This window comes from Streptomyces hundungensis (genome assembly GCF_003627815.1).
Classification (GTDB): domain Bacteria; phylum Actinomycetota; class Actinomycetes; order Streptomycetales; family Streptomycetaceae; genus Streptomyces; species Streptomyces hundungensis_A.
In genome coordinates this window covers 1,051,455-1,078,401 of record NZ_CP032698.1, presented here as the reverse complement: position 1 = coordinate 1,078,401, position 26,947 = coordinate 1,051,455, and the positions used below count along the sequence as shown (strand labels likewise).

The 26,947-nt window shown below is 71.3% G+C and carries 30 protein-coding genes and 1 pseudogene; 20 read left to right on the top strand and 11 right to left on the bottom strand.

Translation table 11 applies throughout. The annotated features are described in order from the left end of the window. Positions 1 to 27: 27 nt before the first annotated feature. Complete coding sequence (locus tag DWB77_RS04910; protein WP_120720060.1) at positions 28 to 1,647, bottom strand: hypothetical protein; 1,620 nt, start codon at positions 1,645 to 1,647, stop codon at positions 28 to 30. 190 nt (positions 1,648 to 1,837) lie between these two features. Next, complete coding sequence (locus tag DWB77_RS04905; RefSeq protein WP_120720059.1) at positions 1,838 to 2,635, bottom strand: inositol monophosphatase family protein; 798 nt, start codon at positions 2,633 to 2,635, stop codon at positions 1,838 to 1,840. 257 nt (positions 2,636 to 2,892) lie between these two features. Between DWB77_RS04905 and DWB77_RS37620 the strand changes: the two genes are divergently transcribed. The 5 genes from DWB77_RS37620 (at position 2,893) to DWB77_RS04875 (ending at position 9,016) form a co-directional block, all read left to right on the top strand. After that, complete coding sequence (locus DWB77_RS37620; protein ID WP_162952432.1) at positions 2,893 to 4,878, top strand: hypothetical protein; 1,986 nt, start codon at positions 2,893 to 2,895, stop codon at positions 4,876 to 4,878. A 15-nt stretch (positions 4,879 to 4,893) separates the two neighbouring features. Then, the gene (locus DWB77_RS04890) at positions 4,894 to 5,649 is read left to right on the top strand and encodes a DUF4239 domain-containing protein (RefSeq protein ID WP_246033412.1); all 756 of its coding nucleotides are present in this window, start codon (positions 4,894 to 4,896) and stop codon (positions 5,647 to 5,649) included. A gap of 119 nt (positions 5,650 to 5,768) precedes the next feature. Beyond that, complete coding sequence (locus DWB77_RS04885) at positions 5,769 to 6,923, top strand: hypothetical protein (RefSeq protein ID WP_162952431.1); 1,155 nt, start codon at positions 5,769 to 5,771, stop codon at positions 6,921 to 6,923. An 84-nt stretch (positions 6,924 to 7,007) separates the two neighbouring features. Continuing rightward, complete coding sequence (locus DWB77_RS04880; protein ID WP_120720054.1) at positions 7,008 to 8,540, top strand: patatin-like phospholipase family protein; 1,533 nt, start codon at positions 7,008 to 7,010, stop codon at positions 8,538 to 8,540. A gap of 134 nt (positions 8,541 to 8,674) precedes the next feature. Next, the gene (locus DWB77_RS04875; protein WP_428985100.1) at positions 8,675 to 9,016 is read left to right on the top strand and encodes an SCO0607 family lipoprotein; all 342 of its coding nucleotides are present in this window, start codon (positions 8,675 to 8,677) and stop codon (positions 9,014 to 9,016) included. 60 nt (positions 9,017 to 9,076) lie between these two features. Here the strand turns inward: DWB77_RS04875 and DWB77_RS04870 are convergent, their stop codons facing one another. Next, positions 9,077 to 9,745: a type III effector protein gene (locus DWB77_RS04870; RefSeq protein WP_120720053.1), complete on the bottom strand. Its 669-nt coding sequence runs from the start codon at positions 9,743 to 9,745 to the stop codon at positions 9,077 to 9,079. Between the two features lie 128 nt (positions 9,746 to 9,873). On the opposite strand from DWB77_RS04870, the gene DWB77_RS04865 reads away from it, so the two are divergent. Together DWB77_RS04865 and DWB77_RS04860 are read left to right on the top strand one after the other, a co-directional pair. Then, positions 9,874 to 10,302 carry an Hsp20/alpha crystallin family protein gene (locus DWB77_RS04865; RefSeq protein ID WP_120720052.1) on the top strand — a complete coding sequence of 143 codons (429 nt, stop codon included), beginning with the start codon at positions 9,874 to 9,876 and terminating at the stop codon, positions 10,300 to 10,302. Positions 10,303 to 10,453: 151 nt separating this feature from the next. Continuing rightward, positions 10,454 to 10,888 (top strand): DUF2267 domain-containing protein, encoded by a 435-nt coding sequence (locus tag DWB77_RS04860; protein ID WP_120720051.1) that lies wholly within the window; start codon positions 10,454 to 10,456, stop codon positions 10,886 to 10,888. Positions 10,889 to 10,940: 52 nt separating this feature from the next. Here DWB77_RS04860 and DWB77_RS04855 read toward each other — a convergent pair whose 3' ends face one another. After that, positions 10,941 to 11,273, bottom strand: a complete 333-nt coding sequence (locus DWB77_RS04855; protein ID WP_120720050.1) for a MerR family transcriptional regulator — start codon at positions 11,271 to 11,273, stop codon at positions 10,941 to 10,943. 273 nt (positions 11,274 to 11,546) lie between these two features. Here DWB77_RS04855 and DWB77_RS04850 point away from each other — a divergent pair, with 273 nt between their 5' ends. Beyond that, positions 11,547 to 12,416, top strand: a complete 870-nt coding sequence (locus tag DWB77_RS04850) for a SigB/SigF/SigG family RNA polymerase sigma factor (protein ID WP_120720049.1) — start codon at positions 11,547 to 11,549, stop codon at positions 12,414 to 12,416. Between the two features lie 292 nt (positions 12,417 to 12,708). On the opposite strand, the gene DWB77_RS04845 is transcribed toward DWB77_RS04850, so the two are convergent. After that, entirely contained in the window at positions 12,709 to 12,870 is a 162-nt protein-coding gene (locus DWB77_RS04845) for a DUF5670 family protein (RefSeq protein WP_120720048.1), read from the bottom strand. A gap of 225 nt (positions 12,871 to 13,095) precedes the next feature. Here DWB77_RS04845 and DWB77_RS04840 point away from each other — a divergent pair, with 225 nt between their 5' ends. After that, entirely contained in the window at positions 13,096 to 13,269 is a 174-nt protein-coding gene (locus DWB77_RS04840) for a CsbD family protein (protein ID WP_120720047.1), read from the top strand. A 98-nt stretch (positions 13,270 to 13,367) separates the two neighbouring features. Here DWB77_RS04840 and DWB77_RS04835 read toward each other — a convergent pair whose 3' ends face one another. Then, the gene (locus DWB77_RS04835) at positions 13,368 to 14,012 is read right to left on the bottom strand and encodes a carbonic anhydrase (protein ID WP_120720046.1); all 645 of its coding nucleotides are present in this window, start codon (positions 14,010 to 14,012) and stop codon (positions 13,368 to 13,370) included. A gap of 78 nt (positions 14,013 to 14,090) precedes the next feature. Here DWB77_RS04835 and DWB77_RS04830 point away from each other — a divergent pair, with 78 nt between their 5' ends. Genes DWB77_RS04830 through DWB77_RS04820 form a run of 3 tightly spaced genes read left to right on the top strand, consistent with a single transcriptional unit; the run spans position 14,091 to position 16,509 of the window. Further along, on the top strand, positions 14,091 to 14,894 hold the full coding sequence (locus DWB77_RS04830) for an alpha/beta fold hydrolase (RefSeq protein ID WP_120720045.1): 804 nt from the start codon (positions 14,091 to 14,093) through the stop codon (positions 14,892 to 14,894). Beyond that, entirely contained in the window at positions 14,894 to 16,177 is a 1,284-nt protein-coding gene (locus DWB77_RS04825; protein ID WP_120720044.1) for a PP2C family protein-serine/threonine phosphatase, read from the top strand. Before DWB77_RS04830 ends, DWB77_RS04825 begins: the two co-directional genes overlap by 1 nt. Then, positions 16,174 to 16,509: an STAS domain-containing protein gene (locus tag DWB77_RS04820; protein ID WP_120720043.1), complete on the top strand. Its 336-nt coding sequence runs from the start codon at positions 16,174 to 16,176 to the stop codon at positions 16,507 to 16,509. The genes DWB77_RS04825 and DWB77_RS04820 overlap by 4 nt, the downstream gene beginning before the upstream one ends. Positions 16,510 to 16,683: 174 nt before the next feature. On the opposite strand, the pseudogene DWB77_RS04815 reads toward DWB77_RS04820, so the two are convergent. The 3 genes and pseudogenes from DWB77_RS04815 to DWB77_RS04805 form a co-directional block, all read right to left on the bottom strand. Continuing rightward, positions 16,684 to 17,042, bottom strand: a pseudogene (locus DWB77_RS04815) (hypothetical protein). A gap of 66 nt (positions 17,043 to 17,108) precedes the next feature. Beyond that, on the bottom strand, positions 17,109 to 17,897 hold the full coding sequence (locus DWB77_RS04810) for an alpha/beta fold hydrolase (RefSeq protein WP_120720042.1): 789 nt from the start codon (positions 17,895 to 17,897) through the stop codon (positions 17,109 to 17,111). Between the two features lie 43 nt (positions 17,898 to 17,940). Then, complete coding sequence (locus DWB77_RS04805; protein ID WP_246033411.1) at positions 17,941 to 19,158, bottom strand: MFS transporter; 1,218 nt, start codon at positions 19,156 to 19,158, stop codon at positions 17,941 to 17,943. Between the two features lie 217 nt (positions 19,159 to 19,375). Between DWB77_RS04805 and DWB77_RS04800 the strand changes: the two genes are divergently transcribed. From DWB77_RS04800 to DWB77_RS04775, 6 genes are all read left to right on the top strand, one after another. Beyond that, positions 19,376 to 20,323, top strand: a complete 948-nt coding sequence (locus tag DWB77_RS04800; RefSeq protein WP_120720040.1) for a LysR family transcriptional regulator — start codon at positions 19,376 to 19,378, stop codon at positions 20,321 to 20,323. Beyond that, on the top strand, positions 20,320 to 20,886 hold the full coding sequence (locus tag DWB77_RS04795; RefSeq protein ID WP_120720039.1) for an isochorismatase family protein: 567 nt from the start codon (positions 20,320 to 20,322) through the stop codon (positions 20,884 to 20,886). Before DWB77_RS04800 ends, DWB77_RS04795 begins: the two co-directional genes overlap by 4 nt. A 177-nt stretch (positions 20,887 to 21,063) precedes the next feature. Continuing rightward, positions 21,064 to 21,546 (top strand): hemerythrin domain-containing protein, encoded by a 483-nt coding sequence (locus tag DWB77_RS04790; RefSeq protein WP_120720038.1) that lies wholly within the window; start codon positions 21,064 to 21,066, stop codon positions 21,544 to 21,546. A gap of 96 nt (positions 21,547 to 21,642) precedes the next feature. Beyond that, the gene (locus DWB77_RS04785) at positions 21,643 to 22,098 is read left to right on the top strand and encodes a hypothetical protein (protein WP_120720037.1); all 456 of its coding nucleotides are present in this window, start codon (positions 21,643 to 21,645) and stop codon (positions 22,096 to 22,098) included. 202 nt (positions 22,099 to 22,300) lie between these two features. Continuing rightward, entirely contained in the window at positions 22,301 to 23,419 is a 1,119-nt protein-coding gene (locus tag DWB77_RS04780) for an FAD-dependent oxidoreductase (RefSeq protein WP_120720036.1), read from the top strand. A 49-nt stretch (positions 23,420 to 23,468) separates the two neighbouring features. Then, positions 23,469 to 23,879, top strand: a complete 411-nt coding sequence (locus DWB77_RS04775) for a hypothetical protein (protein ID WP_162952430.1) — start codon at positions 23,469 to 23,471, stop codon at positions 23,877 to 23,879. Positions 23,880 to 23,896: 17 nt separating this feature from the next. Here DWB77_RS04775 and DWB77_RS04770 read toward each other — a convergent pair whose 3' ends face one another. Further along, positions 23,897 to 24,400, bottom strand: a complete 504-nt coding sequence (locus DWB77_RS04770; RefSeq protein ID WP_120720034.1) for an SRPBCC family protein — start codon at positions 24,398 to 24,400, stop codon at positions 23,897 to 23,899. A gap of 123 nt (positions 24,401 to 24,523) precedes the next feature. Beyond that, positions 24,524 to 25,081, bottom strand: a complete 558-nt coding sequence (locus DWB77_RS04765) for a TetR/AcrR family transcriptional regulator (protein ID WP_120720033.1) — start codon at positions 25,079 to 25,081, stop codon at positions 24,524 to 24,526. A gap of 97 nt (positions 25,082 to 25,178) precedes the next feature. On the opposite strand from DWB77_RS04765, the gene DWB77_RS04760 reads away from it, so the two are divergent. Further along, complete coding sequence (locus tag DWB77_RS04760) at positions 25,179 to 25,781, top strand: DUF2867 domain-containing protein (protein WP_120720032.1); 603 nt, start codon at positions 25,179 to 25,181, stop codon at positions 25,779 to 25,781. 426 nt (positions 25,782 to 26,207) lie between these two features. Further along, a complete protein-coding gene (locus DWB77_RS04755) occupies positions 26,208 to 26,927 on the top strand; it encodes a lytic transglycosylase domain-containing protein (RefSeq protein WP_120720031.1) in 720 nt (239 codons plus the stop codon). Positions 26,928 to 26,947 lie beyond the last annotated feature (20 nt).

The following is a 26,947-nucleotide window of genomic DNA, read 5'->3' as shown; positions in this document are numbered from 1 at the left end:
TCACCGGACCGCCTCGGTTCAAGGCGCCTAGGAGACGAGCCCGGCCAGCGGCAGGACGCGTTCGGTGAGACGGCCGCGCAGGGTGCCCGCGCTGGTGTCGACCTCGGAGAGCCAGTCGGCCGCCTCCAGCAGCGCGGCGTGCTCGACGATTTCGTCGGGGGACACACCACAGAACAACGCGGCCTGTTCCAGGGGCAGTTCACCGCTTCCCGGCCCGGCCAGCGTGCCGTCGGCGCGGGCGTGGGCCGCGGTGTACAGGGCGAGCAGCCGGGTGGCGGCGCCCAGCTTGCTCTTGCGGATCTTCCGGTCCCCGACGGCCTTCTGGGCCCAGCCGGAGATCCTGGCCCGGCTGGTCTTGCCGAAGTCGAAGGGCCGGGGCTGCTCGGGCAGCAGCGCGGGAACGGTGATCGCGGTGGGGTCCTCCGGCTGGGAGGCCAGCGCCTCGGTGACGGTGGCGGGCAGACGCAGCCAGTCGGCCGCGACCAAACTTTCCAGTACGTGCTCGGCGTCGCACCCCAACCAGCCGGTGAGGTCCTGGCCTGTGATGTTGCCGGTGCCGGCGCGGGCTGCCCGCAGGGTGAGCATGAGGACCGCCAGCCGCACCTCGGGCTCGGGGCCGGGGGCCTGGGTCCGGACGTACTCCAGCACGCTGCGCGCGTGTGTCGCCTGCTTCGGGGTCAGCAGCCGCTCCGGCGCCGCGGATCCGTCCCCGGGGCCGCCGGTGCGGTTGTGGTGCATCTCCAGGGTGGTCTGCGCGGCCTTCTCGGCGCGCCGGGCCTCGTGGCGCAGGTCGCCGTCGCCACTGACGTCGGCCCAGAGCGCGAACGCCCGGGCCTTGCGCTCGTGGAGCTCGGCCAGGAGGACGAGGTCGGGTTCGGTGCGCTGCTGGTAGGCGCGGAACGCGTCGCCCAGGTCGATGAGTTCGACCCGCAGGACGTCGGGCTGGAGGTCGGCCGGCACGATCCGCTGCGCGATCTTCCCGCGCTGGCCGGCCCGCCCGGACGCCGTGCCGGGCGGGGCGACCCGGGCGCGCGGGACCGGGGCCGCCCCGGTGGCGGGGACCGGCGGAGCCTCACCGGCGGGGGAGGGGAGCCGGTCGGAGAACACCGGCGCCACGCTCTCCCCCGCCGTACCGCCCGAAGGCTCCGGCGCCGACACACGCTCGTCCGCGATCCGGCCCGGCTGCGCCGGGGGCGGCGCGGTGTCCAGGGCGCGGCAGCCGGGGGTGGCGGCGGCGCAGCGCGCGCACGTCTCCGCGATCCGCCACAACCGCCCGGCCCGGTCCGCGTACACCGTCAGGACCACCGGGCCGCCGCACCGAGAGGTGCCCACCGTCGGCGGAGCCTCGCGACGCCGAACGGCGGGGTCGGGGGTGTGCCAGGCGCAGTCGGCGGCACGGCAGGCGCACCAGGCCTCACGGCGAGGCCCGCCGCTCGTGCGGATGTGGGCCAGGTGCATGTTGACGTGCGCGACCGCCGCCTTGCGGCCCGCCGCGGCGCCGCCGGGGAAGCGCTGGTCGGCGCAGGCCGGACGCGAACAGGAAAGGGTCACCGCCCCGGCGGAAGGTCGGCCGTAGGGGGCCAGGCGCACCGTCCACACCCGGCCCGGAACGCGCTCCTCCTGCCGTGTACCGGCCTCCATCGTCATGTGCGTACTCCCCGTCCTCCTCGATGCGTTGCCCGGGCGGTCCTCATCATCGGGGATGGAGCGGGCGGCCTCCGGATGAAGCGTGACTTCGGGCCCGGCGTGTCTGGCCGCACACAGTTTCGGGTGGCGAACTGCCTCGTAAAACGCGGGGTGGTGGGGGGTTGCCACGGCCGGTGGGGCGGGGCGCGCCCTACCCCTCCGGCCGGATCATCGACATCAGGAGCTCATGGGTATCGGCGTCCGCCGCCGCCACGACACCGAGCCCCCCGTCCCCGATCGGCGCGCCGTTGACGCCGGTGACCACGCAGCCCGCGGCCCGGCACAGCGCGATGCCGGCGGCGAAGTGCACGCTGTCGGAAAGGTCGGCGCCGTCGGTGACATAGGCGGCCCGTCTGCCCGCCGCGACCCAGGCGAGGGCGAGCGTGGTGGACAGGACGCGGGGCCGGAAGCGGGCGATGAACGTGGGGTGACCGAGCAGGTCCGTGGCTTTGAACGCGGGCGCGTTGGGGAAGGGCGGATCCAGGTTGACGTCCACGAGCCGCGTCGCGGCCGTAGGCGTCAGGGGAGTGTCCTTCCCGTCCTGACGGACCCGCGCGGACACGCCGTCGGTGAAGAAGACCTCGCCGCTGAAGGGGTCGGCCACCGCCGCGGGGCCGCCGCGCAGCGCCACGTTGACGGCCACGAGCATCGTGCCGACGGCGTAGTTGAGCGTGCCGCAGAGAGGATCCACCAACCACTGGCGGGACGAGTCGAGGGAGCCCTGCTGCCCGCCCTCCTCGCCAAGTACCGCGTCGTGGGGGCGAGTTGACCGGATGACGTCGAGGATCGCCCGCTCGGCCTCCAGGTCGGCCGTGGTCGCGAAGTCCCCGGCGCCCTTGTCGATACGGGCGAGGCGCTGCCCGTAGCTGTTGCGTACCACTTCGGCGCCGGCGCGCACGGCGGCTATGGCGACCTCGGCGTCCTCGGAGCTCGGGTAGGTGTTGATCATGCCGCGCAGGTTATCCGGGCCGCCCCCGCCGCTGTGCGGAGCGTCGGGCACCGACTCCCTTGAGCGAGCCCGGGCACCCATAAGGGTTGTATTTGTAAGATTATCGGAGCATTACGGCACGCCTGAAGGCCCCACCGCAGTCCCGTCGGTGACCATCTGTCCGCAAGACGCGTCTTCGGCGGAAGGGAATCGGGATGGGGCTCCCGCGCGGTCGTCCGACCGCCCGGCGAACGGCGTTCGTTGTCGCGTTCACGGCCGTGGCGACCCTGCCCGGGGTGCTCGCCGGAGCCGTGCCGACCGCTCGCGCCGGCGGAACGAGCACGCACAGCTTGCAGTTGACGGTCACGGTGAACACCCGCCCAGGGGTCGGGGCGCTGCGGCCCGGCATCAGGGTGGGCGCCCCGGTGGTCAAGGTGTACCGGCTGACCAATCTCGGAGAGGCGGACCTGTCCGATGTCCGGCTGACCGACCCGGCGGTGCCGGGTGCGCTGATCCGGTGCCGCGAAGGCGCCGGCCGGCCCGGCCGGCTGCCCGCGCTGTCCAGCACCACCTGCACGGCCGAACTGCCCGCGGACCCCGGGGCACACACCGCCTGGGTCGTGGCGACGGGCGAGATCCCGTCACTCGACATGCGGATCCGGGCGTCCGCGCGGAGCGGGTACGAAGGGGTGACCGGCGGCCTCGCGCTGTCCGAGACCGCCCGGCTCATCAGCTTCAACGAGGCCGAGATCCGCTACGTCCTGGCCAACCCCGGCAACAGAACGGTGTACGACATCCGGCTGACCGACCCCCTACTGGCTTCGAGCCGCGGCGCGGTGGCACATCCGACCGTGGCTTCGGGCCGTACCGGGGTGGTCCATCCGGCGCTGGCCGCGGGCCGTAGCGGGGCGGCTCATGCGGCCTTGGCTTCGGTCCGTAGTGGGTTGGCTGACGCGGTTCTGGTTTCGGCCGGTGGTGGGGTGGCTGACCCGGTCTTGACTTCGGCCGGTGGCGGGATGGCTCATGTGGCCCTGGCTCCGGCCGGTGGCGGGATGGCTGACCCGGCCCTGGCTTCGGCCGGTGGCGGGATGGCTCATGCGGTCCTGGCTTCGACCAGTACGGGGATGGCTCATGCGGCGCGGGCCTCGGACAGTGCCGAGGAGGCGGATTCGGTTGCGGCTTCGGCGCCTACGGGGTCGGCCGTTCCGGCCCTGGCTTCGGGGGACGCCGGGGCGGTTGAGCCGGGCGTGGCTTCGGGGGGCGCTGGGGCGGTCGACCCGGCCGTGGCTCGGGCGGGCGGATTGTCGGCCGAGCCGGCCCCGGCTCCGGCTCGTATCGACTGCTCGGGACGTGACGACGTGCCGGAGCTGGCGCCCGGTGCGTCCGTCGTCTGTACCGCTCAGGTGCGGCGCGATCCCGGCACCTACGTGAGCGCGGCGAGCGCCACCGGAACCGACAGGCTCGCCACCCTGGGGCCGGGCGGGCTCGGCGTGGACCCACCGGTGCTCGACGCCCGGGCCACGGCCTCGTTCGTCCTGCCCGAGTCCCCGACGGTCGCGCCCCCGTCCTCACCCGCGAACCCGCCCTCGTCCGACGTGCCCGGCGCCGGGCAGCAGCCCCGTAGGCCGCCCGGCGCGGCGAGGCCGCCGAACAGACGCGCACCCGGCGCACGCCCGGCTCCCGGAACGCCCCCCGGGTTCGGGTTGCCGGGTGCGCCACCGCCGCTCGGCGCCCCCGGCTCAGCGGCAGGACCGGGCGCACCCGGCACCCAGCCCGGCGCGACCCAGCCCGGCACGACCCAGCCCGGCACGACCCAGCCCGGCACGACCCAGCCCGGCACGACCCAGCCCGGCGCGACGCAGCCCGGCGCGCAGCCCGGCGAGCAACCGCCGGGGGAACCGCCCCCCGGTGCCGCACCCCCCGGTGCCGCGCCGCCCGGCGCACCGCCCGCCGTCGCTCCGCCCCCCGGTGCCGCGCCCGCCGCGCCGCCCGCACCTCCCGGCGCGCCACCGCCCCCGGGCGACAACCCGGCGGCGCAACCGCCCGGAGAGGGCGTCGTGGGCCCTGCGCCCGTACAGCGCCCGGCAGTTGAGAACCCGGCGCGGCCGAAAGTCGCCCAGCCGCATGAGCAGTCGACGTCGATCCTCGGCAGGCTGCGCCACCACGCCCAGGAGCACCGCGCCCTGTCGATGATGGCGCTGCTGCTCCTGTTTCTCATGCCCGCCGTTCTGGCGGCGCTGCTCCTGGGCTCACGCCGGCCATAACCCCGAGGAGCTCCCGTGTCCCCTGCCATGCAGGCGCTTGCCATCACCCTCGCGGTGGCCCTGGTCGCCGCCGCGACCGTGGTGGCCAAGCACCGTTTCTTCCCCCCGGATCCCGACGACGAGCCACGCGAGGACGTCGCCGAGTACATCTCGATGATGGTCGGCGTTCTCTACGCCCTCGTGCTGGGGCTCGCCCTGGTGTCCGTATGGGAGACCTCCGACAACGCCTCGTCCCACGTACAGGCGGAGGCCGGCGCCCTGCACCAGACGTATCTGGTGGCGGACGCCCTGCCGCCCGACGAGCGGAGCCGGGTCAGGGCCATCTCCGAGCAGTACGCGCGCCATGTCGTCGACAACGAGTGGCCCAGGATGGCGGCCCGCGACGACCTCGGCTCCGAAGGCTGGACCATGCTCGATCAGTTGCGCGCCGCGGCGCGGGTACCGGCCACCGCCACCCCGGCGCAGCAGATGGCCGCCCAGGAGCTCCTCTCCCAGTTGGGCACCCTCGACGAGGCGCGCCGGGGCCGGGAGGGGGACGCCCAGAGCAGTCTTTCGCCCGTGCTGTGGCTCGGGTTGATCCTGGGCGGCGTACTGACGGTGGCCTTCATGTTCCTCTTCGGCATTCAGCGCAACCTCACCCACATCGTGATGGTCATGGGCCTCGCCGCGCTCATCACCTTCCTGGTGCTGCTCATCCACGAATTGGACGCGCCCTTCGGCGGCTATCTCGGCACGGACACCTCCGCGTTCAGCCGCTACTTCAAGGTGTGAACGCGGCGGTGGAACCACGTGGGTTACGGCCGATCGGTCGCCGCGGAGCACCGGGACGGCGGCCCGCGCGAGGGGCGACCGGCTTGCGATGGTCTGTCACCTATGAGACCCAATTGTCCATGAACCCCATGGAGCAGGGAGTCGGCCCGGTCATACCGGAGGCGGTCTGCCAGGTGCCCGCGCGCGTGGCCCGTGATGGTCCTGATGGCGGCCTGCGTGCCGTGCTGAGGGTGCTGTACACCTGCTGTCGGCTGGCCCTTCTCGTGGCGTGTGTGGCCGTCGTCCTCGTCCTGTCCCCGCTGCTTCTGCTCCTGGGAGCGTGTGCCCGGTGGCTGCCCCTGCCGGTGCGGGGCGTGACCCGACTGGCGCTGCTGTACGGGACGTACCTGCTCACCTGCGAGGTGAGCGCGGTCGTCAATGACGTCGGCTTCCACGTGTCCCGGCGGCGCACCCCCCTGGACCCGTCCGAGCACCGTGCTCGGTGTACCACCCTGGTGCGACGATCGACCGGCCTTTTCTTCGGCCCCGGTCTCCGTGCGATCGGCGTACGGGTGCACTGGCCGGAGCCTCCGCTCCTCGACCCCGAGCGGCCTGTCGTCATTCTTCTGCGCCACGCCGGGCTCCTGAACATGCAGCTCGGCATCCATCTGGCCACCGACGTGCTGCGGCGCCGCCCGTACGGGGTGTGCAAGAGCGCGGCCGCCTGCCTTCCCGGGGCGGCGGCGCTGCTCCGGCTCACCTCCGTGATCCCACTGCGGTGGAACGCCGAAGGGCGGGCCAGGGCCGCACGCGAATTCGCTTCCATGGGGCCCCGGTTGGGCCGTGACGCGGCGGTCATCCTGCCCGAGGGCACGAACTTCAGCACCCGGCGCCGATGGGCGCGCATCGCGTATCTGCGTCGCTCCGGCCGGCACGACCTGGCGATCGCGGCGGAGGCGATGCCGCACGTCATGCCGCCGCTCGCCCGCGGTGCGGGTGCGCTGCTGGCCACCGCCCCCGACGCCCAGGTTCTGGTGGTCGGACACACGGGTCTTGAGGACGTGCTGCCGTGGCGTCTGGGCCCGGGCTACTCCTCGCACGACGAGGCGGCCCTCCACGTCTCCTGGCGGAGCTTCGCACCCGAAGAGGTGCCGCGTGACCCGGAGGGTTTCGAGGCCTGGCTGTACGAGCGCTGGCGAGAGCTGGACGCCTGGGTGCTGGCCACCCGCAGGGGCCGCACCGCCAAGCCCGGTCGGACCGACCGGGTCGACTGGGACGACCCCCCACCCCGCTGAGAGAGACCACCCGCTCGGCGGAATCCGCCGGGACAGCGAACGGCCGGGCCGCCAGGGCACGGAGAGCGTCATCAGGAGGAAAGCATGGCCGCAGCGGACATCTCCCCGACGGCTTCGTCCGAAGCCGCTCCCCGTACCGCGTTCGTCCTGGGCGGCGGCGGCAAGCTCGGCGGCTACCAGGTCGGCATGTTGCGCGCGCTGTTCGAGCGGGACATCGTCCCGGACCTGGTCTTCGGCACCTCCGTCGGCGCCTTGCAGGGCGCGCTGCTCGCCAAGAACCCTACCCCGGCCGTCTGCGACCAACTCACCGAGCTGTGGCGGGAGTTGCTCGGCAAGCGTGTCATGGCGGTGACGGTACGGAGCGTGCTGTCCAACGCGTTCCGGCGCCACCCGGCGTTCGCGTCCATGGACGCCCTGCACGGTGTGGTCCGCTCCTATCTGGGCGAGCGGACCCGGATCGAGGACCTGGCGCTGCCCTACCAGTGTGTCGCCAGCTCCATCGAGCGCGCCGCCGCCCGCTACTTCGACTCCGGCCCGCTCCTCCCCGCCGTCCTGGCCTCCTGCGCCATCCCGGGGCTCTGGGCGCCCGTGCGGATCGGCGACGAGCACTATGTGGACGGCGGCATCGTCGAGACGGCGCCCGTCAGCAGGGCGGTCGCCTACGGCGCCACCACCGTCTACGTCCTGCGGATGCGGCAGCGCGAGCGGCCGCTGCGGCCCGCTCGGTGGCCCTGGCAGATCGGGCCGACGGTCTTCGAGATCTCCCGACGCCACCGGCTCGCCCAGATCCTCAGCAGCCATCCGCCCGGCGTCCGCGTGCACATCCTGCCCAGCGGGGAAGCGGGCGCGGAGGGCTCGGACGTCGCGCTGCGGGCCGGCCCCCGCGAAGAGCTGGCCCTCAACCAGCGCCGGGCCGCCGCCGGTTACCGGGCGACGTGCGAGTACCTCGACGCCCTCGACCAAGGACGCTCGCCCCACCTCGCGTCCTCGGCCAACCCTGTCGCGCGCTCGTACCTCACCACCACCAACGCGACGCTCCTGTCGTCCACGGCGTCCTCGGACCGAGCCGTCACACCGTTCCTGGCCACCAAGTACCGCACCCTTTTCGGCCTGTTCGACAAGGACCAGGACGGGCTGATCGCCGAGGCCGACTGGCTGGGTGCCGCCGACAACATCACCGCGGCCTTCGGGCACAGCCCCGACTCGTTCAGGGCGGCCACCCTCGGCAAGGCGTTCCAGGAGTCCTGGGGCCGTCTGTGCGAAGCGGCCGGCGCCGAGCTCTCGGCCTCGCTGGACCGTGACACCTTCGAGGGGGCCGTGGCTCGGCTGGTGGGCACCCCGCACGCCTATCTCGCGAACTTCCTGCCCATGGTGGTGGCCTTCCTGGCCACGGCGGACACCAACGGAACCAACATGCTGGAGGCGGAGGAGGCCCAGCGACTGCTCCAGACCTTCGGGGTGGACCCGGCGGACGCGCTCACCGTGACCCGCCGGCTCGACACCAACGGGGACGGCGCCGTCAGCCTCGACGAGCTCAGCGAGGCCTTCCAGGCCTACTTCACCAGCGACGAACGCGGCTGCGCCGGCAACATGATCTTCGGCTCGCTCCCCGACTGAGCCGCCGCCCGCGCCGACCCCGCTCGCGCCGACTCCGTACACGCCGACTCCGTACACGCCGACGCAACGCGTCCACGTGCCCGGCGACATTCTGGGCAGGGTGGGTAGCAGCGACTACTCACCGGGAGCTCACCGTGCGCCAGCCCCTGTCTCCTCCGGCCCTCCGCAAGGCGTCGTTCGCCGGCCCGCGGCGTCGTCGCACCCCGCTGTGGTGTGCGACGGCCGTGATCGTTCTCCTGTCCGCCCTCACGGGCTGCTCCTCGCAGGATGCGATCTGCGGAGGCGGCGAGTACCCCGTCCACACCGTGGGCTCCACCGGCAGCGCCTGCGTGGACGACGATCAGCCGCCCCCCAAGGGCTACACCCGCTACCCGGAGGGCAAGGTCCCTCGACATGTGGGGGACGAATGGGACCAGTACTGGCAGACCCACACCGTCGACGAGAAGGGGCGGATCATCCAAGTCCCCAAGAGCTGACGGGTGTTGGGCACCGATCAATGGTACGCGGCGATGTGGCCTCAGGCCCGGCGCCCGCCCTCAGGACTTCCTCTGGGGTGAAGTGGCCCTGGACGTACGGGAGTTGAGTAGATCGTCGAGGCGGGCGGCGAGGTCGGGGTGGGTGTTCGCCAGATGGGGGCGGGTGGCGCCGAGGGGGCCGACGAGGGCCGTCGGGTCGTTGTCCCCGAGCGCCGCGTCGAGCCGGGTGAGCGGGCCGCGGGAGGCCGGGGCCAGATCGCCCAGGGTGGAGATCTGACTCGCGATGCGCCGCAGCGCGGCCGCGTTGTCGCGGGCCCAGGCGGCCGTGGTGCGGTCGGCCGCGCGGCGTTCCCGGGTGGCCTGTACGCGCTGCTCGCCGGTGGAGCCGTCGGGGCCTGGGCGGTTGCGCAGATAGCGGCGCTCGGCCGCCTGGCGGCTCGCTACGCCCAGGGGCTGGGCGAGCTCCGCCCAGCTCGCGCCCGCCTCGCGGGCCGATTCGATCAGCCCGGTCTCCCATCCGGAGAGCTCCTCGCGGATCTGCCGGAGCAGCAACAGGCAGGCCAGCGCCTGCTCCGGGCCGTCGGCGGGGGCGCCCCGGGCGGCCGAAGGCCCGCGCTGGGCGGCGCGCAGCTCGCCCTCTATGGCTTCCAGGGCCGCCGCGGCGGCGAAGAACGAAGCGGGGCTCTGGGCATCGGTGCGGGCAGGGGACGGCTGGTCGGCTGCTGTCAAGGGACGCCTCCTTCCGACTGTCATCCGATCGATGACATCTGGCTTGTCATCCATTGGATGACATGTTACAACGGTTTCAGTGAAGCGCATTGGCAGGTACTGCCCGAACTTTCTGGAGGTGTTTCGCGATGTTGATGCGCACCGACCCGTTCCGCGAACTCGACCGGCTGACGCAGCTGGTGGCGCCGGGTACGTGGACTAGGCCGTCCACCATGGCGATGGACGCGTACCGCGAGGGCGACGAGTATGTGGTGGCCTTCGACCTCCCCGGTGTCAGCGCGGACGCGATCGACATCGATGTCGAACGGAACATGCTGACCGTCAAGGCCGAGCGGCGTCCTTCGCCGAAGGCCGACGACGTGAAGATGGAGCTGTCGGAGCGTCCCCTGGGCGTCTTCTCCCGCCAGATCGTGCTCGCCGACACGCTGGACACCGAACGCATCAAGGCCGACTACGACGCGGGTGTCCTCACCCTGCGCATCCCGATCGCCGAGCGTGCCAAGCCCCGCAAGATCTCCATCGGCGTGGGCTCCTCCCACCAGCAGATCACCGGCTGAAGCCCCCTTCAGCAGCGGCAGCAGGCGCCGACGCGCGCGGAGGGCGGGCACCACGCCCCCGGCCCGCCCTCCGCGCGTCATGTGCGCGACCCCGTCACACCCGACGCCCCATCACACCCGACCCTTGTCACGAGAAAGGCGACAGCGCTCCATGTTCCACGCCAGCGACCCGGCCCAGCACGTCCCCGTGACGACGTACGAGCAGATGCTGGAGAAGGTCCGTTACGAAGGCGCCTATCCCACCCGGGAGCAGGCCGAGCAGGCCATCCACACCGTACTCGCGGGCCTGGGGCGCCAGTTGACGGGCGACGAACGGGTCGAGCTCGCCGCCCGTCTGCCCGTCGAGGCCGCCCTCGTGCTCACCGCGCAGATCCCGGTCGCCGAGCCGCTCACCGGATGGGCCTTCGTCAAGGACCTCGCCGCCCGGACGGGCGCGAGCATGGCCACGACGCGCTGGGACACGGGCGCGGTGCTCACCACGGTCGCCGCGCTGGCGGGGCCCGACCTCCTCGCCCGCATCCTCGACCAACTCCCCTCCGGCCACGCCCTCCTGTTCGGCCGCGCCGAACTCACCCAAGCCGCTTGACCGTTGGGGGCGATGTCCCCAGGCCGGCTCCCTCCTGGGCCCGCGTCCGCGGTTACCTCTGCGGCTCGCGGTCCCGGGTGCGCAGCTCCTCGTTCATGCGTCGCGCCTCTTCGAGTTGGTCCTCGAGGATGACGATGCGACAGGCGGCCTCTATCGGGGTGCCCTGGTCCACCAGTTCGCGGGCGCGGGCGGCGATCCGCAGCTGATAGCGCGAGTAGCGGCGGTGGCCGCCCTCGGAGCGCAGGGGCGTGATCAGGCGGTGTTCGCCGAGCGCGCGCAGGAAGGCGGGGGTGGTGCCGAGCATCTCGGCGGCCCGGCCCATGGTGTACGCGGGGTAGTCGTCGTCATCGAGCTTGTCGATGGGGCGGGGTTCGACAGCGGGCATAGACCTCTTCTTTCGGGGACGCATCGAGGGGCCCGGGCGCCGTACTGGCGACCCGGGCCCCGAGCTTTCAACCGCGAACCCCCGCCCTCTCGGACGGCGGCTACGGAGACAGGGCGGTTCAGGTCTGCCCTGCCTGTTGTTCTCGACCTCTGATTACAGCAGAAACCATAACCCTCCGGCCATCCAATGTCTACCCTGGCCATGATAGTTTTTCTGCATCGAAGCGTCGTCGGGACAAGGAGGGGACTGGGCGTGACTGCCGTGGCGAGCCGGATGAGGATCACCGAGCCAGAGGTCGGGCACGAGGTGCGGGTTCTTCCGTCGATCGAGGCGCCGACCCGGGTGGCTCCCCGTGATGCGCGGGCGTTGTCGCGCCAGTTCTTCGAGCGTCTGGCCGTGCTGGAGGAAGGCACGGCCGAGTACCAGTACGCGCGGAACACGCTGATTGAGATGAACATGTCCCTGGTGCGGTTCGCCGCGCGTCGCTTCCGTAACTTCGCGGATGAGATGGAGGACGTGGTCCAGGTCGGCATGATCGGTCTGATCAAGGCGATCGACCGGTTCGAGCTGTCGCGGGAGACCGAGTTCGCCACGTTCGCCGTGCCGTACATCGTGGGCGAGATGAAGCGGTTCTTCCGGGACACCACGTGGGCGGTGCATGTGCCGCGCCGGCTTCAGGAACGCCGTAGTGAGCTGGCCCGGGCCCGTGAGGAGCTCGAAAGCCGTCTTGACCGCTCGCCCACGGTGAAGGAACTCGCGGCGCTGATGGACCTGAGCGAGGACGAGGTCGTCGAGGCGCAGGTCGCCGCCAACGGCTACAACTCCGCCTCCCTGGACGCCGCGCTCTCCAGCGACGCCGAGAACGGCGAGGCGGCCCTGGCCGACTTCATCGGCGCCGAGGACCCGGCGATGAACCTCGTCGAGGACTTGCAGGTCCTGGCCCCTCTGGTCGCCCAACTCACCGACCGCGAGCGCCTGTTGCTCCAGCTCCGCTTCGGTGAGGAACTCACCCAGAGCCAGATCGGCGAGCACCTCGGCGTCTCCCAGATGCAGGTCTCCCGACTCCTCACCCGCACCGTCGCCAAGCTGCGCGAGGGCATGCTCGACACCTCGGACGCCGCTGAGGTCACCTCCGTCGCCTGAGCTCCGTACGGGAGCACTACGCACTTGAGCTCCGACGGGAGCATTACGTAAGCGTGGGCACGGGCTGCGTGGCTTTTTCCGTGCTGCCCCGCCCCGGCTCTCCATTTCCCTCGTGGTCGGCCCGACGGTGTCACGAAAACGTTATGCAAAGGCGCGCGGATGACGTCGGGGTAAACGGACGGCTGCGAGCCAATTCGGCGTCGGCGGTATACGCGACGCGGCGACCCGCACGCGACATGGCAACGGGGCCGAACCCTATGGGTCCGGCCCCGTAACGCTGTTGGGATGCGGTTTACCAGCGATACCAGCGGGCGCTTCCGCCGCGCGGGCGGGCCACGAAGCCGATGAGCCACAGCACCAGGACCACGACGGCGATCCACCACAGGGCCTTGAGGGCGAAGCCCGCACCGAAGAGGATCAGGGCGAGCAGCAGAACGAGAAGCAGGGGAACCATAGTTATCAACCTCCAGTCCGCCGTGTGCCCCGGAAGGCACCCGTCATACATTCGAATCAGCACGACCCCTGTGCCCCGTCCCGGGCAGCTGTAACTCCCTGATCCGAAACGAAAAAAGCGCGGACACCGGGCGGCCGGTTTTCACGTCGGGGGGTTTGGGTCGGGAAATCGGGGTGAGGCGGATGGATGTCCACGGTGGGACATCGATTTTGAGGAGTGATGGTTGTGTCGGGTGACGAGAAGACGCAGTCCAAGGTCGACCAGGCCAAGGGCAAGGTCAAGGAGACGACCGGCCGGGCGGTCGGCAATGAGCGCCTCGAGGCCGAGGGGAGCGCCGAGAAGACCAAGGGCGACGCTCGCGAGGCCAAGGAGAAGATCAAGGACGTCTTCAAGGACTGACCCGGCCTCGGGACATGCGAAGGGGCTCGACCGACACCGGTCGAGCCCCTTCGCTGTGGTCGTCGCCGGATCTCGCGCCCGGCGTGGAGGTCCCCGCGTTACCGGACCGAGCCGTCCGACGCCTCGTAGAGACCGCGTGCGGTGACCAGGCGGGCCGTGCCGTCGGCCAGCCGGTACGACAGCCCCACCACCGCGAGCCGGCCGGCCTCCACGGCGTCGGCCAGGACACGGGAGCGCTCAAGGAGCAGATCCACGGTGTGCCGCACGTGCTCGGCGACGAAGTCCGCGTCCTCGGTACGCCCGGCGGCCCTGGCCGCAAGCACGCTGGGAGTCACCCGCTCCGTCACGTCCCGTACGTAACCGGAGACCGGGGTGCCGTCCTCCACTGATGAGCGGGCCGCCGCGACCGCGCCGCAGGCCTCATGGCCGAGAACCACCACCAGGGGAGCTTCGAGCACGCTCACCCCGTACTCGATGCTGCCGAGCACCTCGGCGCCCGCGACGTGCCCGGCGGTGCGCACCACGAACAGGTCGCCCAGACCGCGGTCGAAGATGATCTCGGCCGCGAGGCGGGAGTCGGAGCATCCGAAGAGCACGGCGAACGGGTTCTGGGCGAGGACGACCTCCGTACGGCGGGCGGCGTCCTGGTTCGGGTGTTCCGGCGAACCGGCGACGAACCGCCGGTTGCCGTCCATTAGCGTGTCGAAGGCTTCGCGAGGTGTGGGAGTCGGAGTGTCGGCCATGGGAAACACCCTATGTCGCGCCTCTCAGGGCGGGGGCCCGGGGTGGGTCCCGGAAGGAACCCTGAGAGACTGACCGGTATGGACATCGCACGCAGGAACAACGTCACCGTCACCGGAAACCCGCAGGGGCGCGCGGTGGTGCTGGCGCACGGCTTCGGCTGCGACCAGAACATGTGGCGGCTCGTGGTGCCCGCCCTGGCCAAGGACCACCGCGTGGTCCTCTTCGACTACGTCGGCTCGGGCCGGGCGGACGCGACCGCCTTCTCGGAGGACCGCTATGCCTCACTGACCGGCTACGCCCGGGACGCGGTGGACGTGTGTGAGGCGCTCGATCTGCGGGACGCGGTGTTCGTGGGCCATTCGGTCAGCGCCATGGTGGGTGTGCTGGCGGCCGAGATGGCGCCGGAGCGCATCGGCGCGCTGGTGATGGTGGCGCCCTCCCCGCGCTACATCGACGACGAGGGCTACCGGGGCGGCTTCAGCGCCGAGGACATCGACGAGCTCCTGGAGTCGCTGGAGTCCAACTACCTGGGATGGTCGGCGGCCATGGCCCCGGTGATCATGGGGCACCCGGACCGGCCGGAGCTGGGGGAGGAGCTGACCAACAGCTTCTGTGCCACCGACCCGGACATGGCGCGCGTCTTCGCCCGGACCACGTTCCTGTCCGACTCGCGGCAGGACCTCAAGGGCGTGCGGGTGCCGACGCTGGTGCTGGAGTGCACCCAGGACGTCATCGCCCCGCGCGAGGTCGGCGCCTACGTCCACCGGACGATCCCCGGTTCGACCCTGGTCACCCTGGACACGACCGGCCACTGCCCGCACCTGTCCGCGCCCGAAGCCACCAACGAAGCCATTCTGGGCTTCCTGCGGGACTCACGGTGATGTCCCGCACGGGCCGACAGCCCGACCCTCACGGGGACGACGAGAAGGTCTCCACCGCGGCTTTTGCGGCGCTGCTCGAGGACAGCGCCGAGGAACTGTACGAACACGCGCCGTGCGGGTATCTGTCCACCTTGATGGACGGCACCATCGCGAAGACGAACGCCACCCTCCTCGACTGGCTCGGCCTGGAGCGCGAGGCGGTGGTGGGCCGAATGCGGTTCACCGATCTGCTGACCGTGGGCGGCAAGCTCTACCACGAGACGCACTTCATGCCCCTGCTGCGGATGCAGGGCGAGATCAACGGCATCGCCCTGGAGATGAAGCAGGCGGGCGGCGGCCGTATGCCGGTGCTGGTCTCCTCCGTGATCAAGCACGGCACCACCGGCGAGCCCCTCCTGGTCCGCACCACCGTCTTCGACGCCCGGGACCGCCGCGCCTACGAAGAGGAACTCCTGCGCGGCCGGAGGGCCGCCGAGGAGGCGCGCAAGCGGGCGGAGGCCGACCGTGCCAGGCTCCAGGACGCCCTGGCCGTGCTCCAGCAGTCGCTGCTGCCCGACACCCTGCCGCCGGTGACCGGTGTCGAGACGGCCGCCTACTACCACACGGCCCACCCCGAGCGGCTCGGCGGCGACTTCTACGACGTCTTCCCCATCGACGGCGGCCGCTTCGCCTTCTTCCTGGGCGATGTGTGCGGCAAGGGCCCCCAGGCCGCCGCCGTCACCTCGCTGACCCGCTACACCCTGCGGGCCGCGGCCATGCACGACCCCGACCCGGTAGCGGCCCTCACCACCCTCAACAAGGTGCTCCACGGGCGGTACGCCAGCGGCGGGGACCCGCGTTACTGCACCGCCGTCTTCGGCACCCTCGAACCCGACCCCGCGACCGGCCGGGTGGCCGTACACCTCGCCTCGGGCGGCCACCCCCCGGCCATCATCACGCGCGCCGACGGAAGCGCCGACTTCGTGCCCACCCCCGGCGGTCTCCTCGTCGGCATCCTGCCCTCGGCGCCCTTCACCTCCGCCCGCAACGTCCTCGAGCCGGGCGACACCCTGTTGCTCTACACCGACGGCATCACCGAGGCCCGCACCGGCGAGGACCGCACCAGCCTGTACGGAGACGAGGCCCTGCTCGGCTTCGCGGCCGGCCACGCAGGCAAACCCGCACCCGTCCTGATCCAGGCGCTGACCGGCCTGCTGACGGGCTTCGGCGACGGCCTGGACGACGACACCGCCCTGCTCGCTCTCAGCGTCCCCACCTCCACCCCCGAGACGAGAAACGCATGAGCCCACTGAAGATCACCACCCGAGACGCAGCGCCCGGTCCCGTTCTGGAAATCTTCGGCGAGCTCGATTACGCGAGCGCCGGCGAGTTGCGCGAACGGATCCTCGCGACCCCCCTGCGGCCCGGCCAGCGCCTCGTGCTGGACCTGGGCGGCATGGCGTTCTGCGATTCCAGCGGCCTCAGCGCGCTGATCGTCGCCCACAACCACGCCCGCGCCGCCGAGGCGGACGTGGCGCTCGCCTCCGTACCCTCCAACACGCTGCGCATCCTGCGCATCGTCGGCCTGGACCAGATCTTCCCCGTCTTCCCGGACAGCGAAGCCTCCTGTTCCTGACCCCCGGCGTCCGTCGCCGAAGACGCCAACGCCCCGTTCCCGTACGGAAGTTGGCGCGGACGCGACGCGGGATCGCCGGGGCCGCTACCGTCCTCGCTCAGCCGCGAGGGCCCGACCGGAAGCGCTCCGGTCGGGCCCTCATCGCGTAACGGACGGGTCGTGGGCGACCTCGGTTCAGTGGTCGGAGTAGCTGAAGTCACCCATCGTCCAGGCGCTGACGTCCTTGATCGCCACGCGGTACATCCCGCCCGTCTCCGGGATCCCCACCGAGCCCTGCAAGATCCGGGCCACATGGAAGTGCAGATACTTGGGCGGCCCCTCGTCGCGCGGGGAGGCGGTGAAGGCGGTGGAGAAGGCGCTCAGGTGGTCCGAGTCCGCGAGGACCTCCGACACCCGCTGGCGCCAGGCCTTTTCGGGGCCAGCCGTCCCGTGATGACAGCACCACCGGCGACCACGGTCAGAGACATCTGATTGCTGTGCCCGGACTCCACCAGGGCAGCGACGTCAACAAGCAGTTCGTCAGGCTTCGACATGACAGAGGATTCTAATCACCAGCCGCACCGTCGGCCTCAGCGGTGGTCCCGGGGGCGGGGCGACCGTCACCGATGGCCCACCGGCTCGGACCGCTGGACGACCGCCGCGAGGGCGGCGACCACGACCTCGGGATCCTTGGCGAGGGGCTGTGTGGGGTCGCGTCGCCCGGTGGGCAGCGCCATGACAGACGGGTTGTCGACGACGGCCCTGCCCACGGCCGCGCGTATCGCGGCGGCGTCCCGGGGCGAGGTGTCGGCGCGGCCCCCGATGTCCGTCACGAAGACGGCCGGACAGCGCAACGCGGCGAGGTCGGCCGCCAACTCCCCGTTGACGGCGTCCATTTCGATGATGACCTCCGCGCACTGTTCGGGCGTCATCCGTACGGAGCGGCCCAGCGGAGCCAGGCGCCGGGTGACCCGTCCGCGCCGGCGGAAGTGACGGCGTACGTCGTCCTTGCGTGCTCCGTCGAGCAGCGACACGGGGTGGGCGCCGTCGATGAGGACGAGCCCGCCGACCTGGTCCGGGTACTCGGCGGCGTAACAGACGGCGAGCGTCGCGCCGTAGGAGTGACCGACCAGGACAGGGGGGCGCCGCACCGCCGCCGCGTCGATGACCCGGTCCGTGTCGTCGATGGCGCCGCGGAGCGAGTAGTCGGACGAGCGGCCCGATCTTCCGCGCCCCCGGGCGTCGAAGGTGATGGTGCGATACCTGGCGTCGAGCCGTTCGACGACGCGCCTCCAGGACTGCTGGGTCGCGAAGGTGCCGTTGAGGAAGAGCAGCGGGGGAGCCTCGCCGCGGCTGTCGACGCCGTACAGCAGGGTGTCGGCCGCTGTGACCGTGAAGGGAGAGAACATACGGATTCCTTTCGTGGCTGCACCGCGTCGTCGGCGGGCCTCGTCACCGGGGGAGGCTCGCGTCGGGGCGCTGCTGTGCGCTGCGGGCGCTCCACAGCGCCAGGGAGGTGAGGACGGCGAGAACGGCCCCGGTCGTCAGGACACCGGTGAGCGCCATGTGGTCGGCGACGATGCCGCCGAACAGGGCGCCGAGCGCGATGGCGAGGTTGAACACCGAGGTGTTGAGCGCGGTGGCGGCCTCGGTGGACTCGGGTGCCGCCTTGAGGATCCAGGTCTGCACGCCGACCGGCACACCGCCGAAGGCCAGCCCCCATCCGATGAGCAGGACCGCCCCGCTGACCGGGGTGCGGCCGATGAGGGGGAACAGTGCGAGGACGGCCGTGAGGAGAACGCTGATGGTCACGATGGTGGCGCGGATGTCGCGTTCCGCGGCGGCGCCGGCGAGGAAGTTGCCGAGGACACCGGCGGCGCCGAACGCCAGGAGGAGCGGGCCCACCGTGGTCGCGTCGATGCCGGAGACCGACTGGAGCAGCGGGCTGATGAAGGTGAAGGCGGCGAAGTGACCGCTGACCAGGAGGAAGGTGGTGAGCACGCCGGCCCGGACGACCGGGTTGCGCAATTCCCTTGGCAGAGCGCGCAGTTGGACCGCCTGCTGGGCCGGCATGGGCGGCATCAGGACGAGCAGGGCCACCAGGACGAGGAGACCGAGCCCCGCCACCGCCACGAACGCCACCCGCCAGCTGGTGAATCCGCCGATCAGTGTTCCGGCCGGGACGCCCAGCACATTGGCGGCGGTCGCACCCGCGAAGACGACGGAGATGGCACGGGGGACGAAACGCTCGGGGACCAGCCGGACGGCCAGCCCGGCCGCGAGGGCCCAGAACCCGCCGATGCTGACCCCGATGAGGAACCGCGAGCCGAGCAGGACCGCGAAGGTGGGCGCCGTCGCGGACAGCGCGTTGGCCGCCACCATCAGGACGATGAGCCCCATCAGGACGGCCCTGCGGTCCAGGCGCCGGATCGCCACCGGCAGCAGGGGCGCCGTGGCGGAGGCCACCAGGCCGGGGACGGTCACCATCAAACCGGCCGTCCCCTCGGAGACATGGAGCGAGCCCCCGATGAGCGGGAGCAGCCCCACGGGCAGCGACTCCACGGTGACCAGGGCGAAAGTGCCGACCGCCATCGTGACGACGGCCAGCCAGCGGCGGAGCGGCACTGGTTCATCGACGGATTCGGCGACGGCTTTTCTCGAATCGAGCAAGGACATGATGATTCCGATCTGGAAGAACTCATCTCGCGGTGAGGGCGGTAGGGCAGAGCGAAGCCCGTCGCCTGCCGGGGGTGGTGGTCATGGTCACGCATCGGCGACCGCGCCGCGCGGACGAACAGCCGCGGGCCAAGACTGCAACGCGGCACAGGCGTCAACAAGATGAGATAGTGCAGCGATCGTTTAATCGGGCTCAACCGAGGGGGAAGCGGTGCTCGAACGGCTGGAGCTGGAGGCGTTCCTGACCCTGGCCGAGGAACTGCACTTCGGCCGGACCGCGGAACGCCTGCACCTGACCACCGGCCGGATCAGCCAGAGCATCAAGAAGCTGGAACGGCACATCGGGACGCCCCTGTTCGAGCGCACGAGCCGTTACGTCCGCCTGACCCCCGCGGGCCGGCAGCTGCACGAGGACCTCCTGCCCCCGTACGAGCAGTTGAGGGCCGGCCTGCACCGGGCGGTCGACGCGGCGCAGGGCATCCAGAGCGTGCTGCGGGTCGGGTTCGTGGGAGCCGCCTCGGGACAGCTCATGGTGCACGCGGCGCAGCTGTACGCCGAACGTCATCCGGGCCACCGGGCCCAGCCCAGGGAACTACAGATCGCCGACAGCTACCCCAGGCTGCGCGACGGGGACGTGGACCTGCTCATCGTGTCCCTGCCCCACCAAGAGGCCGGCACGGCGGTGGGACCCGTGCTGTACTCCGAGCGCCGCATGCTCGCCGTCTCCCGCGAACACCCCCTGGCGGGGCGGGAATCGGTCTCCCTCGAGGACCTCACCGCGGTCAAGCTCCTCCAGGCCAGATCGGTCCCCACCCACTGGCGTACGGCGCGCACCCCCCTGTACACGCCCGCGGGCCACCCCGTCGAAGCCGGCCCGGAGTTCGAGACCTTCCAAGAGGCGCTGGCGCTCATCGGAGCCGACCAGGGCGCGTTCATCGTGGGCGCCCAGGCCATGCACTACTACGCGCGCTCCGACGTCGCCTACCTCCCCTTCAGCGACGCCCCACCGCTCGAATGGGCCCCGGTCTGGCTCACCGCGCGGGCCGCGCCCCGCATCCACGACTTCAACCGCGCGGCCCTCGACGCCGCCACCCGTATCCACCTCGCCGCGGCGAGGGAACCCCAGCCATCAGCAGCAACCCCGAGGGAAGTGCCATGACCACGCTCGTCAACCGTCCGAACACCGCCGTGCTGGTCATCGATGTGCAGAACGGCGTGGTGGCGCAGGCGCACGACCGGGACGGTGTCGTCGCGAAGATCGCCACCCTGATCGACAAGGCACGCGCCGCCGACGTGGACGTGATCTGGATCCAGCACAACGACGAGGAGTTGGTCACCGGTACTGAGCCGTGGGAGTACGTGCCCGAGCTCGTGCGGCGCGAATCCGAGCCGCTGGTGCAGAAGGCGTACGGCGACTCCTTCGAGGAGACCGAACTGGAGTCGGTGCTGGCCGCGCGCGGCATCGGCCGCCTCCTGGTCGCCGGCGCCCAGACCGACGCATGCATCCGCTCGACGCTGCACGGCGCGATCACCCGCGGCTACGACGCGACGCTCGTCGGCGATGCCCACACGACGGACGACCTGTCGCGTTTCGGTGCGCCGTCGCCGGCCCAGGTCATCGCCCACACCAATCTGTACTGGCGCTCTCACTCGGCCCCCGGCCGCACGGCCGGGACGGTCGACACCGCGGACGTCGACTTCGCCCCACATTCCCGCGCCTGAGGTGGGGGCGCGCACCGCGCCGCGACGGCCAGCGGTGTCCTGACGGGCGCCCGCCAGGCACCTTCCGTGCCCAGGCGATGGCGGAGGGTAGCCCTCGCGCCCATGACGTGTGGGCGTCTGTTTTGCCGGGTATCGGCCTGTTACGGAAGTGAGTCCTGAGCCCCCGGGGAGCTGCCCATGCCCACCAGCGACGCGATCGTGATGCTGCGGGAAGGCCACAAGGAGATCAGGCGGTTGATCCGCTCCTACCGCCTCGGAGAGGATCCCGAGGCGGTGGATCAGCTCCTGCGTGCGCTGGCCGTGTACACGTACATCGAATGCGAGGGCATGTACCCACGGGTCTCCGTCTTGGCGCCCGAAACCGAGCCGACCATCCTGGCTCTGCGGGAAGAGCACCACATCGCCGAAGTGCTGGCGGCCGAGCTGCACGAGATGCGTCCCGAGGACATTTCCTACGACCCGAAGGCCCGCCTCCTGATGGACATCGTGGAGCGGCACATGGACACCGAGGACAACGCGTTGTTCCCGCACGTCCGGGCCGCCGTGGGCCGGAGGGAGCTGAGGGAGATCGGCGCCTGGATGTCCACGCTCTCCGAGCGGGCTCCGCTGCGCCCGCACCGCCCCAGCCGCCAGCAGATCTGGGACGCGGTGGCCGCCTGAGGCGCCCCCTCCCCACCGCACTGACCTGAGCGCGAAGACGCGCCACATCGGTCTGGCCGGGTGCGCAGTCGCCCGCCAGGAGGAGGGAGCAGCAGCATGGCACCCCCACGTCATGAGCTGGACCGGGCCTGGGAGTTGGCCACCAGCGTCACGAGTGACGTGCCCGAGTGGCGCCCCGAACCCCAGCCCCTGGACGTGTATGCGCCCTGCGGCTCCACCGCGTGGGCCTGCGGTACTCGGCGCCAGATCCTGTGGCGTCTCCCGCTGACGGCGCGGGACCGGCGTCCGGTGAGCCTGAAACTGGTCACCGCCGACCAATGGCGCGGCGCGGTCTCGCAGTTGGCGGCCGAGGTCGACCCGGACCGCGGCGGCGCGACCGTCACCGTGCCCCATGTCCCCCGGGGCACGTACTGGATCCAGGTCTCCCGTGGCAGCCGACTCCTCGCCACCAGCCGCCCGTTCGCGATCGGCCCCGCCCAAGGACCCCGGCCGACCTACGGCTACCGCCGCGCACGGACGACCCCGCCCCGAGCCTCGGGCTACCGGGCCTGAACCGCGGTCGGGCGACTGTCGGTAAGGGGTAGTGAATTGTCGGTGGTTTGTCGGTGGCCGCCGGGACATTGGAGCTGACGGCGCCGGGAAGCAACGGCGCCGCCCACCAGCTCGCACCGTCCCGGCCCACTGGAACGGCGCCCCCGGCGTGACCTGCCGGGGCCGCCCGGCCGGGGTGCCCGACCCGAGGGGGACACCCCGCATGACCACTCCCGTCACGATCATCGGCGCCGGCCTCGGCGGCCTCACGCTCGCCCGCGTTCTGCACCTCCATGGGATACCCGCGACCGTCTATGAAGCGGAATCCTCACCGACGGCCCGCTCGCAGGGCGGCATGTTCGACATCCACGACTACAACGGCCAACTCGCCGTCGAGGCAGCCGAGTTGATGGATGAGTTTCGCGGCCTCATCCTGGAGGGCCGTCAGGCGATGCGGGTCCTCGACCCGGACGGAACCGTCCTCCACGAGATCGCCGACGACGGCACGGGCGGCCGCCCCGAGGTGCTGCGTGGCGAGCTGCGACAGATCTTCCTCGACTCACTGCCCGCCGGCACCGTCCAGTGGGGGCGCAAGGTCAGCGGCACGCGTGCCCTCGGCGAAGGACGCCACCAAGTGACGTTCGCCGATGGCACCACTGTCGACACCGCTCTGCTGGTCGGCGCGGACGGCGCCTGGTCACGGGTCAGGCCCCTGGTCTCCGCCGTCACACCCGAGTACATCGGCAAATCGGTCGTCGAGACCTATCTGTTCGAGGCCGACACCCGGCATCCGCGTGCCGCGAAGACGGTCGGTGGCGGTGCGATGATCGCGCTCAGGCCGGACCGGGAGATGTTCGCCCACCGGGAGAAGGGCGACACGCTGCACGCCTACCTGGGTCTGTACGAGCCGCAGGAATGGTTCGACGCGATCGACTTCGCCGATGCCACCGCGGCCCTCGCAGCCATCGCGCGGGAATTCGACGGCTGGGCGCCGGAACTCACCGCCCTGATCACCGAAGCCGACACCGCACCGATCCTGCGCCCCCTGTACGCCCTGCCGATCGACCACCGGTGGGACAGGGTGCCCGGGGTGACCCTGCTCGGCGACGCCGCCCACCTGTCGGTCCCGAACGGCGAGGGCGCCAACCTGGCCATGCTCGACGGAGCCGACCTCGGCCTCGCGCTCGCCTCGCACCCCGGCGACATCGAGGCCGCGCTCACCGCGTACGAGCAGGCCATGTTCCCCCGCAGCGCGGAGGCCGCCACCTTCGGGGGACCCGACTCCCACGGGCCCGACGCGGAGGTCAACGGGGGGCCCCCGCTCAGCCAGTCCACCAAATGAGCGCGTGGCGTCGAGGCCCTCGGGCGAGGCGGCGTTTACGTTGCGTTGCATGACGGCAGAGACGGAACGCAGCGGAGATGAGTCGGCCGACGTCCACGAGGCCCGCCTCGCGATCGACGCCTACATGCGCCGGACATCGGCACGTACGCAGCAGGAAGGCGCGGCCGGCCCGCTCGCGGATCAAGGCGCGGAGGCGGGCGGAGGCGAGCGGCCTGGGCAGGACGACGACCGGGTGGACGACCGGGTGGCGGAGTGCGTCGCGCGCGAGGCGTGGGACGCGGTGCAGGACGCCACTCCGCCCCCGCCCGACCCCGAGGCGGGCCCCTCCGAGAAGACCACCCAGTCTCCGGAGCGCGCGGAACTGCACCGCAGGGCCGTCGCCATCGCGCGCGGCTTGCAGGCACTCGGCTACCACTTGGACGAGACCCTGCTGCCCGGCCCGGACATGGCCGCGGGGTGACGAGTCCGCCGCCGGCCTTACCTGCTGCCTTCCAGCTCCCGCTTGAGATTCCGCAGCGTCGCCTTGATGTTGCGGGACTGGAAGGCGGCGAAGGTGCTGCCCGAGGTGGCGAGGCGGTCGAAGACGTTGGCCACGGAGTCGGGCCAGGCCTTGCGGTCGTCGACCCAGGTCTCGGTGATGCGCGTGCCTCCTTCGACCGGCTCGAAGCGGTACTCCCAGGTGGCGATCGGGCCGCGCAGCCGAGGCCGGCTCAGCCCGATGGCATGGACGCGGAACGCGAACCGGCGCCCCGGATCGGCCGCCGTGACCGTGCACCTGGTCACCCAGCGGAACATCCCCCGCTTGTTGCGCCCGACGAACTCCGACCCGAGCTCGGCCGGTTCCCTCGCCGCCCCATCCGTGGTGCCGAGGTTCTCCGGGCTCCAGCGGCCCATGTCGGCCGGGCAGCTCACCGCCCGGTAGACGACCTCGGGCGACACGCTGACGACGATGCTGTGGCTGACTGTGACGACCCGCGCCATGACCACTCCTTCTCTCCGGACCTCTTCGGACCTCTTCGGCCCCACGAAGCTACTGGCCGGTACTGATCCTGGCACGTCGCGGGCCACGACTCCCGGTCCCCGCTCTCACTGACGGCTGCGCGGCTACTCCAGGAGCCGCCGCCTGATGAGTTCCATGACGTCCGCTCGGCTGCGCTTGCCGTTGTCTGCCGCGTTGAAGTGGTTACCGATGCGCACGGAGACGGTCAGCAGGCAGCGGACCTCGACCTCGTCCTCGTCGGAGCAGAACGAGGAGAAGAGGGACCGCAGATAGTCCATGCGGCGGTTGTCGACGCGGCGCAGGCGCTCGGCCACCTCCGGGTCGCGGCGCGCCCAGTCGCGGATCGCGATGTCCGCCGCGGCGCCGCGTGCGGGGCCCTCGACGGCGTCGGCCACGTCGAACAGCCTCGTCAGCCTGGCCCTCGCGTCTCCTCCGTCCCGCTCGACCTGCTGGATCACGCTCTCGGCGACCTCGTACTCCCAGGTGTCGAGCATCTCGGTGAGCAGAGCTCCCCGATTGCGAAAATAGCCGTAGAAGCCGCCTTTGCTGACCCCGAGCGCCTGCGCGAGCGCCTCGATGCGGACGGCGTCGGGACCGCCCGCGACCAGGGCGCGCAGGCCTTCCTCGATCCATTTGTCGCGTGGCGTGCGAGTCGCGCCCATGTCGTGTGTCTCCTCACGTCGCCAACGAGTATACGGGGGCGTATAGATGGGGCTATGCTCGATCTATACGCAGCCGTATAGATGTGGGGGACTGCTCATGCGACTTCTCCGTACCGCACACAGCGAACTGCCGTGGCGGATCCACGAGTTGACCCGCGACTTCACCGTTGAGGACGTGTGGGCGCTGCCCACGCCCGGCGGGCCCGACGACCTGAAGTGGCTGGTGGGTCAGTTGGCCGAGGGGATTCGAGGGGGGATGGGCGGGGACACCCCGCTCTCCCGGCTGCTCTTCGCCGTCCGCTGGAAGCTCGGGGCTCTGCTCGGCTGGGACAAGTCCGACGCCGGCGTCGGCTCCCGGGTCCCCTCCTTGCGGGACCGTCTCCCGGCCGACCTGCTCGAGGGGCTCCGGGGCCCCGACCTCGGCGCGAACAAGTTCAGCTCGCTCTATCAGCGGCAGGACGAATGGGCGGCCGAGATGGCCAACCGAACGGTCCACGCGGTGCTGCACATCGGCTGGGTGCCGGACGGCAGCGGCGGCTACCACGGCCAAATGGCGGTCCTGGTAAAGCCGAACGGCCGGTTCGGCGGTCTCTACATGGCCGCGATCAAGCCGTTCCGGTATCTCGGCGTCTACCCGGCACTGATCCGCGGCATCGGCCGCGAATGGCAGGCGAGCCGCCCCGAGCGCAGCTCGCACTGATCGCGGGCGGATGCCGGTGAGTCGCCGCGCTGGGTCGCGGCATTGGTGCTGCGGTGTGTTGGGGCGGTGTGCTGGGGCGCGCACCATATCTCGCGTAGTCCCCCTGCGGAAGGGGTGGGAAGGACAGTCGGGAACCTGGCAGGTGTGAGGTTTGACACGCTGTGAAGAATTGCCCGGCGGCGTCGACTTCGAGCAGAGTCTGGCTTCCAGAAGGCCCCACACACGGCTCTCCCGCAACTCCCGTATCGAGGTACGCTCTCAACTCCGTAACTGAGCCGTGTGTCACCCGAGCACCAAGCGACGCCTTCCGTAAGGGAGTTGTCCGACGGGCAATCCCTTCCGTGACCTGACGGAGGGGAGGGGCGGGCCACGGCAATGATTGCGTCCGCGAGGTCAGCCGTGCGGGTGCCGCTGGAAGGAAAGCGTGTGAGTCGGATATCGGCACGGGGATTCGCGGTGGCGTCCGCCACCGCGGTCACCACTGTGGGCGCCGTCGTCGGCGTCGCCGGGGGCGGCGCTGCGGTCGCTTCGAACGACAACGTCGAGGCCACGGCCTCCGATTCGACGCTGCTCGCCGACATACCCGCCGGCCAGCAGGCCCAGGTGCAGACCGCGTCCCTGGCCCAGCAGGCGGACGCCCAGTCGGCGCAGGCCAGTGCCGCGGCGAAGAAGGCGGCCGAAGAGGCGGCGCGCCTCAAGGCCGCCCAGGACGCCAGGGCCAAGAAGGACGCCGCCGTCAAGGGCAAGGCCGACAAGGACAAGGCGGACAAGGCGGACAAGGAAGCGAAGGCTCGCGACCTGGAGACCCAGTCCGCCAGCCGTGCGTCGAGCCGAAGCACCTTCCAGGTGCAGAGCTCCTACTCGGTCTCCGACGTCCAGGCGATCGCCCGCCAGATCATCCCCGCCGATCAGTTCCAGTGCTTCAGCAACATCGTGAACAAAGAGTCCAGCTGGAACTACACGGCCTCCAACGGCGCCGCCTACGGGCTCGTTCAGGCGCTGCCCGGTTCCAAGATGAGCTCCGCGGGCTCCGACTGGCAGACCAACCCGGCCACGCAGATCAAGTGGGGCCTCAACTACATGAACGGGCGCTATGGAAGCCCCTGCGGCGCCTGGTCGTTCTGGCTGACGCACCAGTCGTACTGACGGCTGAGCGGCGCGTCCGG